Consider the following 15,194-nt stretch of genomic DNA (forward strand, 5'->3'; position numbering starts at 1 on the left):
TCAGCGAACTGCAAATACAGAGGCGGACCCATGTGTCCGCCTTTCATCTTACCCCCCCCAAAAAATCATACGTCAAAAGGAGCCTTTTCCCATGCAAATCATCGCAGACCTGCATACCCACACCAATGTAACTGATCATGCATTCAGCACGCTCACCGAAATGGTGCAGGCGGCCGAGGACCGCGGTCTTGCGGCTATCGCCATCACCAACCACGGCCCCACCAATCCGGACGGCCCGCACGAGTGGCATTTCTCCAACCTGGACCTTATCCCGCGCAAGATTGGCAAGGTAACGGTCATTCGCGGCATTGAATTCGACATCACCGCTCCGGCAGGCGGCATCAACGTCATTTCCAACAAGAGTCTCAAGCCCGTTGAGTTTGCGCTCGCATCCTTCCACGAATGCATGTTCCCGCCGGTGGACAGCAGCGTGCACACGGCGGCGCTCGAGGCCATCCTGTACAACCCGTATGTCAACGCGTTCGGCCACCTCGGCAACTCCAACTTCCCGTTCGACCACGAGTATATCATCAGCCGCTGCAACGACCACGGCAAGATTGTCGAGATCAACAACGCGTCTCTGTCCATCCGTAAGGGCAGCCATGACAACTGCATGGACATCGCCCGCCTGTGCATGAAATATGAGGTGCCTATCTCGGTGGACAGCGACAGCCATATCTGCTACCGCGTCGGTCATGTGGAGGGCGCACTGGAAATGCTCGAGGAAATTGGTTTCCCGGAGGAGCTGATCATCAACAGCAGTGTGGAGCGGCTGAACAACTATTTCAAGGGCCGCGGCCTGCATCTGTTCGACGAGGAGGATTTGCTGTGAGAATCGGTATTGATCTGGGCGGCACGACCGTCAAGGCGGCGCTCTGCACCGAGGACGGCACGCTGCTGTGCAAGGACAGCCTTCCGACCCGGACCGGCAACGCAGCCGGCCTGAAAGCAGATATGAAAACGCTGGCGCTCTCGCTGTGCAGGGCGCACAGCTGTGCGGTAGAGGACGTAACGGCGATCGGCATCGGCGTGCCCGGCTCGTTTGACAAGAAAACCTGCACCCTGCGGTTCGGCACCAATCTGGGTCTGAATAACGTCAGCTTTGCGGATGCGTTTTTGCCTGAGTTCGGCTGTCCGGTGCATCTGGATAACGACGCAAACTGCGCCGTGCTCGGCGAAGCGACTGCCGGTGCGGCCAAGGGCACGCGCAACATGCTGATGGTAACGCTCGGCACCGGCGTTGGCGGCGGCATTATCATTAACGGCCAGCTGTATACCGGCTGCAACGGCATTGCCGGTGAGATTGGGCACATGGTTATCCGAAAGGACGGCGAGCCGTGCAACTGCGGACGGCGCGGCTGTCTGGAGGCGTACTGCTCGGCGGCTTCGCTCGTGCGGTTTGCCGAGCGTGCGCTCGAGGACGGACGAAAGAGCGTGCTTGCCGTACACAAGGGGCAGCTGAACGCCAAGCAGATCTGCGACGCGGTGGACGCAGGAGATGCGCTCGCGCAGGAGCTGTTTGACGAATACTGCGGCAATCTGGCGAACGGTCTGGCGAGCTTTGTCAACCTGTTTCAGCCGGAGCGCATCGTGCTCGGCGGCGGACTGGCGGGCTACGGCGAAAAGCTGCTCGAGCCGCTGCGGCGGCTCACCTTCCCGCAGACCTTCCGCGGTGAGGACCGAAATACCGAGATCGTCTGTGCGTCGCTCGGCAATGACGCAGGTCTGGTGGGCGCAGCGATGCTTGTAGAGTAATCGCTTGCGAAGCGAACGAATCTTGCCTGCCCGGCAGGGGCACAAGAGGGTAGACACCAAGGTTTCCACCCTCTTGTGAATCACCCCTTTCCCTTTGGGATAGTCTGGCGAAAATCGGAGAGCGGCGACCGCTTCGAAAAGAAGAACGGCAGAGGATTTTTCTATTCGCAAGGACGGACCTATTGAGGTCCGTCCTTTTCTTTTACCTATTCGCAGTTCAGTTACCTTACTGCTACACATATGAGTTACTCTACGCAGGCGCGGCATGACAGTGCCGCGCAACTCGTTGGTCTGGTGACTACGGACGGCACCTGCGAATTTACCGATTGGTACCATCTACCCCGTAGAGGAGCACAGTGTGCTCCCACGCAATGGTAAACCGTCACGTCAATTTTCCATTCTCCATGATTCAACCGCATAGAAAAAGGGCTGACCCGACGGGTCAGCCCTTTTCTCTGTCCTGCTGTTTTGTCTGCCGTTACTTGATGATATTTTCGCACCAGCGCTGCATGATCGCTGCGATCTCGGCACGGGTGGCGGTGCCGGTCGGTGCCAGACGGCCGCCATTCTTACCGTTCAGCACGCCTGCGCCGACTGCCCACTGCAGAGCCGGAATCGCGTACTCACTGGCCTGCTGAACATCCACATAGCTGAGAATATTGGTATTCTCACCCACGCTTACGTCGATACCCTTGCTCTGGGCGTAGCGATACAGGATCGCTGCCGCCTGCTCGCGGGTGACGGCGGCATTCGGTCGGAAGGTACCGTCTGCATAGCCGGTTACGACCTTATTGGACGCTGCCCAGCCGACTGCCTCGGCATACCATGCGTCAGCCTGCACATCCGAGAAGTTCGCTGCTGTGCCCTTCGGCTTGCCTTCCAGGTTATACAGGATCTGCACGAGCATACCGCGCGTCAGGTTGGCATTCGGTGCAAATGCACGGCTCGATACGCCGTTCATCATTTTATGCGCGAGCACATAATCAACGGACAGATGATACCACTTTGCAGTATCTACATCCGTAAACGGTGCGGACGGACAATCCCTGCCGCCATCGCACGGCTGGTCTGCGGTGGTCTTGAAGCCCACGCTGACCTTAGCCGACGGCATCTTAAAGGTGTATTTGCCGCTGCCGAGGTCGGTCAGCGCAACGGACTTGCCGTTTGCGTCCGTGACAGTCAGCGTACCTTCTTCGGACGCAGTCAGCGTTACAGTGTCACCTGCGGCCGCCTTGGTCTTATCCGCCTTGACGATATTCGCCAGTGCGGACGGGATCACAACATCGTAGGTGGTCGGGGCAACGGCTCCGCCGCCGCCACCACCGCCGCCGCCCGTCGTCGGCGCGGTATACTTCGTCCAGCTTACGCCGAATGGAGACAGTCTGGTTACATGGAACCGCAGGCCATCGATCTCCTTAGTATGGTCAACCTTCTCGATCGTGCCCTCGGAGCCGGTCTTGGTCAGCATATGGACGATCTGGAAGGTATCCTTGCTGTCCGTACCGTTCGGATACGGCAGAACAACGTCTACACCGTCCGCCGGGAAGTTGTTTTCGTTTACCGGAATCCACTTGCCGCTGTCATAGTATTTAAGCGCGATGTCGTAGAACGCCACGCCATCCTTCCTGCCGGTCAGTTCCGCTGTCAGCTTTGCCTGAATCTTTTCGACCGTATCCAGTTCCGGAATATTTTTGAATTTCTCCGGAACGGTCAGACTGCCGATGATTACCTGATGCGCTTCTACGCTCATATCCGGCACTGCCGTTACGTTCTTGATCGTGACGGTGTAACTGCCGTTTGCGTTCTTCCTGGCTTCCACTGCGTCACAGCCGTGCAGCGTTGCATGTTCGACAAGTTTGCCGTTGATGCAGTCGTAGCCGTTGATGACCAGCTTGCTGATTACCGTGTAGTCGCTTGCCAGACCGACTGTGAATGTCAGATCGCCGTTCTTGCGGATTTCGCTCGTCGGCTGCGTATCATTCGGCACGCGCTTCACATCGGAGACCTTCCAGCCGATGCCGCCGGTCGGGATAGCGAAGCCTGCGTAGTCCACAAACTTGACGGCTACATCGGTCTTGCCGGTCAGGCTCGGGATCACCAGCTCGTTAGAGATGTTATTCTGATCTACACCGTTTACCGTCCACTGTGCGACCATCTGCTTGTTTCGTCCGTTTTCTACGGCAGGCGTTGCCGTGAATACGACCCTGCTGCCGCGGGTAACACTTGCCGGACTGTTCTTCTGCGGCGTAATGGCCTTGCCGTTTGCCGCTGCAGCAACCGTTGTACCGATATCTGCACCCTGAACATCCAAGGTTACATCGTAGTTGATCGCGCCGTCAAATACGGCCTTGACTGTGGTATTTCTGCGAATTTCCGTCAGTGCCAGCGTATTGCCGGAGGCAGCCTGTGCAGTACCACCGTTAACCGACCATTCCTTGAGATAGTAGCTATTGCTGCTCGGCACTGCCGTAACGGTCGTGCTGCCGCCGCGCTTGACGCTTGCCGGTTCTGCCGACGCCGTGCCGCTGCCCTCACTCGTTACCGTAATGGTGTATGTCGGGCGCTCAATCAGCGTTGCGGAAACCTCAGTCTTTGCGGTTACATTCTTGACCGTATAAGTGAGCGGTGCATCTGCCGTATCGGTCATCTCAGCGACTGTCGAGCCGTTCACCTGCCATGCCTGCACCATATCGTCTGTATTCTCCGGCGTTACGGTGAAGGTTACGTCCGAACCGGAGGAAACATAGCCGTCCGTGATCGTCTTGCCGTTTGCAGTGATGGCGATATTGCCGTTTCTGCCGTTCGGCACGGCGCTGACCGGAACCATTGCCTTGAAGGTGACTGCAACCGTGCTGTTTTCGGTTACGTTCAAGGTGTAGGTGCTGCTGCTGTTGGCAACCGAATGACCGTTTACCGTCCACTCGTCAATCTCGTAACCCTCATCGGGTTCTGCAGTGAAGGCAACCTTAGTGCCGCCGTTGACCTGTGTGTCGCTCTCAACGGAAGCCGTCAGTTTGCCGTTTGCCGGCTGGCTGTACGTTACTTTGTACTCGCCTGCGCTGAACTGTGCTTCAACATGATATGCCGTTACGTTCGGCTTCGTGAGACAGCCGTTCTCAACCGTCCAAGTCAGCGTATTGCCGCTGCCCTGTACAGCCTCGCCGTTTACCGTCCAGCCGGTCACGGTCTGACCTGCCGGTGGATTTGCGGTAAAGGTGAGCTGCTCGCCGCCGCGTGCGGTTGTGCGGTTCTGTCCGTTTACGGTGACGTTATCGCCTGTGGTGATGTCATACTCAACCTGCCGGAACTTCGGTGCAATGTAAATCGAGTTTACACTGGTCTTATTCGGATAGGTATAAGTTTTGCCTGTGCTCGCGCTGTCATCACGCACATTATTGACGTACCAGCCTTCGATTTCGTAACCAGGCTTTACCTCTGCCGTGAACTTGATCGGCACACCTGCCGCAATATTCGCGCCGGTAGCCGCATCACCGAGGATAGACGTTTCATTCGCCTCTGCCGCGCTGATATAGCCGCCTTCGCTGTTCTCGTCCGTCGGACCGAAGGTGATGCCGGTCACCAGCTTGACAAAGCGGACCTGAACCGTCGTTTCATCCTGCAGATTGTACAGCGTCTTGCTCGTTGCGGTATCCGCCGTGGTCGTACCGTTGATGGTCCAGTCCTGTACGCGGTAGCCTACGTTCGGCACCGCCGTGATCGTGATATTCGAGTCGCGGTAGAAGCTGTGGTGCGTGCCTGCTTCGAGGTTCTTCCGCTCGTATGCGAGCATACCCTTGCGAGTGATTTCTGCGGAAACCGTGCCGCCGTATCCCTCGTCACCGAGCGAATCAACGGACAGGGTGAAGTCGTACTGCGGGATCTCGGCTGCCGTAACAACGACGGTCTGATCTGCAGTAATTGGACCGGTCAGCTTGTAAAGCTGCTTCTCCTCCGGCTTCTGCTCAATCCCGCTCGTGATTGCATTGCCGTTCACCGTCCATGCGGTCAGTTCGTAGCCGAAATGCGGCGCCGCGAGGAATTCCAGCATCGGCGTGTGCATGAATACAAAGCTGCCGCTGTTCAGTGAACCGTTCTGCGCGGTAATATCCGCATATGTGCCGGAGAACACGATAACCGGTTCCTTGCCGAACACAGCCGTCACTGCGGTATCCGCCGTGATATTCTTTACGGTCTCCGTGCGAGTACCCGACTGATAGGTATTCTGAGAATCATAATCAAACGTCTTGCCGCCAACGGTAAGGCGCTTAACGTAGCAGCCTTCCTCCGGCTTCGCCGTGATGGTAATCGCGCTGTCATAATCGACGTGCGTGTTGGTACTGTCCTTTGTGATGGATACCTCGTTCACGCGCGTGCCCTTGACTGTAACCGCGCCGTTCTCAGCAGCAGCCACCGTCACCTGCGGCTTCTCCGCGATATGCGCGATAACCTCAGTGGGCGTTTCCAGACTTGCGATGGAGGCCTTTGCCGAATCCTTTGCATCCGCTTCCGCACCAGTCCATTTAGAAACGTAGTAATTCTCGTTTACCGCAGCAGCAAACTCAATCGTCGAATAATTGCCGACCGTACTGCCGCTGGTAATCGCATTGCCGTTTTGGATCTTTGCGGTAACGGAAGCGATGCCTGCGTCTGCGTTTATCGGGTCACCCTTTGCATCCACTGCCTTGAAGGTCAGCGTTACCTCCTGCGCCGCATTGATCACAGCCGTAACCGTATGCGCTGCAGTGATATTGCGCAGTGTAAACTGCTTCTGCGTACCCGAATTTGCGGCTTCCTTACCATCCACCTTCCACGTCTTGACCGTGTAGTTGCTTCCCAGATTTTCCAGTGCAAACGTTACTGCCGCACCGTCCGGAACCGCATTCAGATCTGCCGCTGTGCCGTCTGCCAGCTTCGCCGAGGTCTGCACGGACGGCAAAAAAGTGTTGCCGGTTTCCGACTCGATGTTGAAGGTGAGCTTATGCTTGCCTGCGCTGCTGAATTCTACCTTTACATTGCGATCCTTCTGCACATTTTCCAGTGTCAGCGTGGACTCACGGTACAAATCGGTCGTACCCGGCCAGCAATACGGCTTGTCGTCCACCATCCAGCGTGCTACCGACATACCGGTGATCGGCGCAGCCGTGAACGTCACATTTGCGCCTTCCGCAATCTTCTGTCCGGTCGTGACTGCACCGCCGTCCTTTAGTGCTGCGGTCAGCTCACCGCCTTGGCCGCTGCTGAAGATAATCGTGTGCGAATCACTGCTGAAGGCTACTTCTACGTCCAGCTTTTCCGTCAGCGCCGCTACCGTCAGTCGTTCGCCGACCTTTTTGCCGTTCGACAGAATATCCGTCACCTTGTACTTTGTATTACCGGTAATGGACTGACCGTTGACCTTCCATTCCTTTACAAGGAAACCGTCGTTGCTCTTGGCATCAAACATCAGCTTGGTGTTCTTAGCGATGTTCTTACCGCTTTCAAACTTCTGGTCGAGGTCGCCGCTTTTGTAGCTTGCACTGAGTGAGCCGCCTTCACCGGCGTGATAGGTTACGCTCAGGGTATCTTGCTTGACAACCAGCATGCGCTTGGTCAGATTCAGCTCGTACTTCTCGAGCAGCGACTTCACAGCCGGGTCCTCACCGTTGACCGCAATCGTTACCTCAAAGCGGCCGCTGACGTTCTTTCGATTGCCCTTGTCATCATACAGCGCACATGCGGCTGTAATTGCCGACGGCAGGGTGTCACCCGACTCCAGAGCATCCGACTTAACCTCAAATGCGCTCTTGCTGTCCGGTGCCTCGGTCGAAGTGTGAGTGTCGTTATCCTTATCCCAGGTAACATACAGCTCCAGCGGCTTGCGCTTTACTGTAATGGTCGTGGACGCCAGCTTGGTGCGCTTGGAAGTATCACTATCATCCTGATATGCCGTAATGATATAGGTTCCCGCCTTCTCCGGTCGGAAAGTGCTGCCGGTGATAGCCGTTTCCGGACTCTCACTCTGACCGGACTGACGCCATGTGTAGGTGATATTTCCCTGAACCTCTGTTTTGCTGCCTGCGGTAACATTGTTTCCGTTTTTCGTTACAGTCTGCTGCTGCACGGTCAGATCAATCGGCGTACCGTATACGCTCGTAATCTTGTTTTCGTTGCCAACAGTGCTTTTAAGCGTGTAAACGGTCTCCGTTGTGCTGGTATCGTCGTCCTTTACGCTCTGCACGCCTGCCAGATAATATACCGTCTCACTTGTCAAGCCGCCGGTTGCGGTGGTTGTGATGGCATACAGACCGGCTGTCGGTGCGGTCCACGTTTTGCTGTCTGTGCCATTGCTGTTTGTTCTGCCGACAATCGTGCTGACCGTGCCGTCCGACGTGTTCGTAATCGTCAGCGTGTACTCCACATTACCGAGTGCTGAGCCGTTCTTTTCCGCCGTTTTCGTTGTCAGGGTCAGTGCCGTACCGGAACCCGGCGTAGAGGTCGTAACATTATTGTAAAACGTAGTTTCCTCTGTTACCAGTGTGAACGAAGGATTCGTATATTCGCCCAGCTTCGTCTGCTGTGTGCAGGTCAGCTCGATCAGTTCATAGCTGTTATTTGCCTTCGTCAGAAGCTGATAATACTTGACGGTATAGGTGTCCTCTGCGGCACTACTGTTTTCATCCTTGGTCGTCTTATCCATCGTGCTGAGGATATAGCTCTCCGTCACGGTATCCATACCGTGAATCAGGTACTGCTCGCCGTTCCGGTACTTGCTTTCGTCGTATTCCGCGGCTGTCGGTACATACGTTGTACTGTCCAGCGTAAACGCTTTTGCTTTTGCGTTTTCGTTTTCGTTTTTGTCTATCACCACGGTTTCCGGCGTAATTGTGCTCGGCACTGCTGCGTCTGCATCACCTTTCTTCCACTGATAGGTGGTATTCATGGTGAGTTTCTCACCTGCGGTATACGTCTCGCCATTCTTTGTTACGGCGTAGTATACGGTCGATACCAAACCGTCATCTTCCTTCTTTTCACCGATGCCGACATATTTTTCCGCTTGACCGTTTACCTTGTAAACATTCAGCGTCAAGTTGCCGACTTTCACGGTGCACGGAACGGTTGTCTGTACGGATTCTGTCGTGGTTTTAACCGTGTTGAAATTGCTCTGACCGATATACGGGGTATCCTGAGTGCCGCTGCCCTTCAAGGTATCGGGTACCGTACCGGATACCGTCAAATCGGCGGTTGCCTGCGGTGTACCAACCGTCAGCGTTGCCGCATCACTGTAGAACGAAATCGGCGTTCTTGCACCGTCATAACATGTTACCACGCAGCGGTACATCGCACCGTTCAGGTCACTCGTTACCGACTTTACAGTATAGCTGTCCCTAGTTGCCCCTGCAATATTGCCCCACTTTTTGCCCGGCAGACGCTGCTGCCACTGATATCTCGTGCTGCTGTACTCAGCAGGTACAGAAGCCAGTACCTCGAAGGTTGCCGAGCCGTTCATCTGAACGGTTGCGTTATGCGGTCCGTTGATGTTCGGACGGCTCTTATCATTTGCCAGAGTTGTACCGGCAATAATCTCGCTTTCAACCGATTCTTCCTGACTGGTGTAATATCCCGAGGTAATCGCATACTGATACTTCGTATTAGGTGCAAGATCCTTCAGCGTGTACTCATACTGACCACTCGAAGATTCAGCCGCATCCACAGTATCGATCAATACGAACGGTTCTTCCTTATTATCTTCAAGATAGCGGTAAATCTTGTAATACTCTGCCGGACGGTCGCCGGATTCCCACGACAGCACCATGCTGTTGGTGGTCTGCTCACTCAGCGACAGATCCTGCGCCGGAGACGGCGGTGCCGTCACATTGCTGACAACATAGCCCAGTACCGGTACTTCATCGCCGTTGAACGGTACCGTCCATGTGCCGAAGCTCCAGTCAAAGTTATAGCGCGAATCACCGCCGCCGGTAACAGCGCCCAGCTTGGTAATCGTCTCAGTGTTTACCTTTTCGGTTCCGGCGCTTGCTCCCCAGTGATAGCCGCCGCCAGCCTTGAAGCCGCCAACTACACCATACATCTGCACCGAACCCTCATAGGAGTACTCAAAGTTTACGCCGCTGCTGGTTGCAGCCGTAAAACTCTGCAGCTGTGTACCCGAATCTTTGTAATGACCAACTTTACCGGATTGCTCCGAATGTTTACCGCTCGGCAGACTGGAACGATACGTATTCGGCTGACCAGACGTGCCCAGATGCAGGTTGCTGCCAATCTGCTGCATACCCTCGTACGCCGAAGCAGCCTTATTATAAGTATCTACCGAAACCATGTTCATCGAAGGATTACCCGGAACCGCCAGCGTCATAGAACTGGTCAGCTTCGGCGAATTGCCCTTCTTTGTGTCATCCGGATACTTCACCTGATACTCGTAATATGTCATCGGTGTTGCATACATGAGCACCATATTGTCGTTCGTATCATTAGAATACTCGACCGTTATTTCCTTGCTTGTAGATTTTGTTGCACCAACAGTAAAAGTATGACTGGTATTAAATTCAACACCGCCGCCGGTCTCAATCAGCGGTGCAACATATTCAAAGCCCGCCATGATATCAAAACCAAACGAACCGGATGCCGTTACTGCTACAGTATTATCCTTACTGTATCCGATTCCGGTCTGCGAGTTTCCGATATCGCCGTCATTCACCTCCGCAAAATGCGGCGACGCCTCCAGAATCGCCATTACCTTCGGGTCGGTATAGCCGGTGCTGACGCTTTGGATCTTCGCGAGCATGGCATCGTTGTTCACATCTGCCGTTGTAAGCGCCAGATTGCAGTTGCTCTTGTCATAGTATGTCCAGTCATCCTCCCAGCGCGTGAACGTGCTGCCAGTCGAGCCTTTGTAAAGCTGACCAATCTTCAAAAACTGCTTGTCGAAGGTCTCCTGCTTGCGGTACTCAACGTAGTATACCTGTTCCATGCCCTGCTTGTTGCCGTCAAAATTGCCGACGGCATAGTCCAGAATACCGCTGTTGTTAATGAGTCGGCCGCCCAGCCAGCGGTCATGGCCCTTATCCGAGCCTTCCAGGATAGACAGCTGACTGCCGTTCGCCGTGCCGACTTTATACATACTGCCGGAAATGAACAGATATTCCTGGGTGTTCACGCCGTCCGCTGCAACAGCCGCTACTGCGATCGGATTCTGCACATCGTCACCCTTGGTGCCGGTATTGGTAAAGCCGTTGGTGACAACTTCGGTTGCCTTGAATTTCGGTGTCCACGAATTATCCTTCGTGCTGTACTGATAGCTGTATGCCAGCAGCTTGCTCTTATTAAAGTCGCAGTCCCGATAATTATCATTCTGATCGTAGTAGCCTACCGCAACAACTTCCGGCGGCATACTGCCGATCGGCTTATCGCTGACATAACCGATGGTTACGCCTGCAAAACGGGCACGGCCTTTTGCATCGCCATTGCTGTTCAGCAGTGTTTGCTTCGTCATCTGCGACCATTTATTGCTGTTGTTATAGTCGTAGACCGTCAGATAAGACTTTTCAAAGTTGGTATATGTTTTACCATCCAGCTCGTATTCGCTCTTTTTCAGATCGTTGACGTTGACCGTCATTGCCAGCTCGTCGATACCGTCCATATCCACGTCGCCGACTTCCATATCAACGCTCAGATGCGCACGCAGCTCGTTATCGCCGTTGCCGTCGTGGTACAGCATGGCCTTCAGCGCGTCTCGGCCGCCGTCGATGACGTCACCGAGGTTAATTACGCGACCCTTGTCAGTCAGTGTGTCGCCGCTGAACGTATACTCCTTAATGCTGTCTACAGTAGCCGTATCCTCGTTGTTGCCCGGCGTGTAGACCATCAGGGTGTCCTTGCCGTCGCCGTCAAAGTCGCCCGCGGTCAGACACAGCATAGCGCGGGTCTGGTAGAATTTCAGTTTCTTGATGTATTCACTGTCGTTTCCATCACCAATCTGGACAACGTCCGATACTCTGCGGTCCTTGTTCGTCACATACAGGCGAAGCCGTGCCGAACTTTTATCAAATACCAGATTCGCAATGTACTCGTCCTTGCCTGTGCCGTTCGGATCAAACGCCACAGTCGCAATACGCTCGGCATTGCCGACATCGGTCGAGTTGCTCCACCGGAATGTGGACATCTGTCCACCCTTGCCGTTGACTGCACCCTCGTATGTCGTCTGGAACTCATCCGAGTCCACACCGGCTACAACCAGCTCGTGGTTCTGGAACAGCGGAACCCATCCCAGCGTGCCGTATGGGTTATTACGAAGTGTGGCTTTGTCTGTTATGCCCGTTTTTTCTTCCGTGGGCAGACCAAAGCCGTCTTTTGCTGCTGCAGTATCCGCTGCCGCCGCCTGCGACAGCACGATCTGCGGCAGCAGACCTGCCAGCATACTGCATATCAGCAGCAAACTGCAAATTCGTTTTTTCATTTTTCTTCCTCCTTGCCTTATGAAATAAACGGTTTCCACGGCTTTCCCCTTGCTTTACTGCGGAGCACCGTCCGAGGATACAGGTATTTCACCCTACTTTCAGTATAAAGGCAAAAAGACAGCGGACGGCGAAGGTATCAAATTTGTTACCTTCGCCGTCCGCTGTTCAATTATTGCTCCTCGAGCCGATAGCCACTGCTGCGGTACGAATTGACCGTGACCCTCGCATCCTCTCCGCCGAGCTTCTGCTTAAGCCGCGAGATCGTCATGCGCACGGCATGCGGGTCGTCTCCCATCGGCTGCTGCCAGACCGCCTCGTACAGCTCCTGCGCGCTGACGCTGCGGTTCGGGTGCCGCGCCAGATACAGCAGCGCCGCAAACTCCTTCTGCGTCAGATTCAGGTCGGTCTCTCCGATGTACGCGCGTCCGCTCAGCAGATTCATCCGCAGCGGGCCAAGCCGTACTGCGCGTTCCTTCGGGTGCGCCGCACGCAGACGCGCTTCCACGCGGGCCATGAACACCTCCAGATCATACGGCTTTGTCAGATAATCGTCTCCGCCTGCGGTCAGTCCCTTGACGATATCCTCGTTTTCGCCCATAGCGGTCAGGAACAGGATCGGCACGTCATATTCCTGCTTGATCTCGCGGCACAGCGCCACGCCGTCGCCGTCCGGCAGAAGAATATCCAGCACGATCAAGTCCACCGCGTGAAAGCACAGCAGCTCCCGGCACTTGTGCGCGGTTTCTGCCTGCAGGGTGCGGTAACCGCGCATGTGCAATGCCGCGTCGTTGATCGCCATGATGTGCGGATTGTCCTCGACCAGCAAAATCAGTTTATCTTCCACAATCGTTCTCTCCTTGTGTTTTGAGCGGCTTTTTCGGCAGTTCGAGCCGGAACACCGTGCCGTCTGCATCGGTATGCTCCACCTCGAGCGAGCCGTGGTGAATCTTCATCGCGTCCGCGCAGATCGTCAGACCGATACCGCTGCCGCCATCGCCGCTGCAGCCCTTCTCAAAAATATGCGGCAGCAGGTCGGGCGCAATGCCGCTGCCGGTGTCGCTCACGCGCAGGCACACCCGCTCGCCCTCGTCCGTAATGCGGTAGGCGATCACGCCGTTCTCTGTGTGGCGATTGGCATTGACCGTCAGGTTGATGAGCACCTGCAGCAGCATTTCCGGATTGCCCCAGAGCACAATACCGTCTCCGCTGTCGCTTTCCAACCGGTTGTGCTTTTTTTCCAGCATGGGACGGCATACATCCGCCGCACCGGACAGCAGCTGCGCCGCGTCAATGACGCCCATCTCAATATCGGGTGAACCGCCGTTGGCGAGATCGATCAGCCGCGATACGAGCGCAGAAAGCCGCTGCGCTTCGGACGAAATGGTCTGCATGTGTTCATGCGCGCTCGCGCCGACCGCTCCGGTGCCAAGCTGCCAGTCGGTCAGCTGCGCGTAGCCGCTCATAACCGTGAGCGGCGTTTTCAGTTCGTGCGCCATCTGGTGCAGAAATTCGCTTTTCAGCCGGTTGAGCTGGGTCAGCACCTCGCGCTGACGGCGGCTCTCGGACAGCTCCTGTTCCCGGCGGTTGATCTTCAGGCTGATGGCTCCCGCAATCAGGAACACGAACACCAGCAGATACGGCGGCGCTGCTCCGTGGCGCGTGATGGTCGTCACGATGCGGCCAAATACCGCCTCGTACACGTTCGAGCCGAACAGCAGCAGATAGCCGAGCAGAACAAGCACATCGTCCCATTCAAACCGCCGGATACGCCAGAACCGCCGAATCAGCTGTACAACCAGATACAGGAAAAACGGTATCGAGAGATAGTACCCGATTTTACTCAGCGGTGCGATATCCTGCGTCGGCAGGATAAAATGCGCCGCCGCCAGCACAGCATACAGCGCCGTATAGCACCGCACAACGATTGGCTTCGCCAGTTTTTCGTACAGGCTTTGCAGCAAAAGCAGCAGAAAACACGGCTGCAGCGTAATCATCAGCACCAGAAACCGATATGCGACTGCCCAGTTGTAGTTTGCAGGCAGCAGATGCAGCACATAGAAATTCTGGTCGCGCAGACCGAGCAGCACACAGATGACCGCGAGGAAAACATACTTGCTCTCGCCCTGAAAGACCGCAAACAGCAGAAAATACATGCCGAACAGGCACAGCGAACCGCCAAGCACCAGTGAATACAGATTCCGGCTTCGGCGCATGCGGTCGATGTTCTCCGCGGTGGACAGGTGCATCTGCGTCAGACCGCCGCCTTCGCGGTGCACGAAATTCGCGTACTGGCAGACCACCTCGACCGTGCCATCCTCGCCGGTGTAAATCGGTATGAGCATATAGTCGATGCGCGGCTCAGACTCCGCCGCAGACGCCCCCACCTTACCGATTTCGAGCACTTCACTGCCGTTTACCAGCACACGCGTGCTGTAATCGAATGAGTAGCCGCCGAGTGTCAGGTATTGTTTCGGCTGCGCGTGTATTTTCAGCCGGTATGAGCCGTATGGAATGGATTCATTGCGTTCTCCCGGTTGGGCAGTGTTCAGCTCTGCGCCGCTGCCGAGTACCTCAGGATAGAACGCCCATTCACCGTCTATCTCATATACCGCCGACGAAAAGTCCGCTGATGTTGCATCCAGTACGCCGTTCTGCGCTTCCATTGCGCTGAAATCGCCCGATCGGTTGGAAAACAGCAGCATCAGCAGCACAAAAACCAGCAGGATAGCCGCCGTTATCGATATATAGCGCATTCGTTTGTTCTTCATGGGCAGCTCCCCCTTCAAATCTCATTATAGGAGAAATCTTCAGTTTCTGCAAGATAGGAGTTAGGAGTGAGGAAGCAGGCGTTTTTTAGAGAGGAGAGAGGGTAGAGAATATCAGATAAAGCGTATTCATACAGGTATATTCGCAGATGCCATCCATAACAACACGCAATCGAGTTGTGCAACACTGTTAGCCCCCTTGAAACCTTCTCTTGCCCTTCGG

At 55.3% G+C, this 15,194-nt stretch carries 5 protein-coding genes; 2 read left to right on the forward strand and 3 right to left on the reverse strand.

Going from position 1 to position 15,194, the window contains the following annotated elements:
- Nucleotides 1–91: 91 nt before the first annotated feature.
- Nucleotides 92–832, forward strand: a complete 741-nt coding sequence (locus PG722_RS01510; RefSeq protein WP_110436312.1) for a phosphatase — start codon at nucleotides 92–94, stop codon at nucleotides 830–832.
- Entirely contained in the window at nucleotides 829–1,755 is a 927-nt protein-coding gene (locus PG722_RS01515) for an ROK family protein (RefSeq protein WP_270579442.1), read from the forward strand. The genes PG722_RS01510 and PG722_RS01515 overlap by 4 nt, the downstream gene beginning before the upstream one ends.
- Nucleotides 1,756–2,233: 478 nt before the next feature.
- Here PG722_RS01515 and PG722_RS01520 read toward each other — a convergent pair whose 3' ends face one another.
- The 3 genes from PG722_RS01520 to PG722_RS01530 all read right to left on the reverse strand — a co-directional run bounded on the left by PG722_RS01520 (nucleotide 2,234) and on the right by PG722_RS01530 (nucleotide 14,974).
- The gene (locus tag PG722_RS01520) at nucleotides 2,234–12,205 is read right to left on the reverse strand and encodes an InlB B-repeat-containing protein (RefSeq protein WP_270579444.1); all 9,972 of its coding nucleotides are present in this window, start codon (nucleotides 12,203–12,205) and stop codon (nucleotides 2,234–2,236) included.
- Nucleotides 12,206–12,375: 170 nt separating this feature from the next.
- Nucleotides 12,376–13,050 carry a response regulator transcription factor gene (locus tag PG722_RS01525; RefSeq protein WP_188885425.1) on the reverse strand — a complete coding sequence of 225 codons (675 nt, stop codon included), beginning with the start codon at nucleotides 13,048–13,050 and terminating at the stop codon, nucleotides 12,376–12,378.
- Nucleotides 13,040–14,974 (reverse strand): sensor histidine kinase, encoded by a 1,935-nt coding sequence (locus PG722_RS01530; protein WP_270579447.1) that lies wholly within the window; start codon nucleotides 14,972–14,974, stop codon nucleotides 13,040–13,042. The genes PG722_RS01525 and PG722_RS01530 overlap by 11 nt, the downstream gene beginning before the upstream one ends.
- Nucleotides 14,975–15,194 lie beyond the last annotated feature (220 nt).

This window comes from Butyricicoccus sp. OF27-2pH9A, assembly GCF_027693185.1.
Classification (GTDB): Bacteria; Bacillota; Clostridia; order Oscillospirales; family Butyricicoccaceae; genus Agathobaculum; species Agathobaculum butyriciproducens.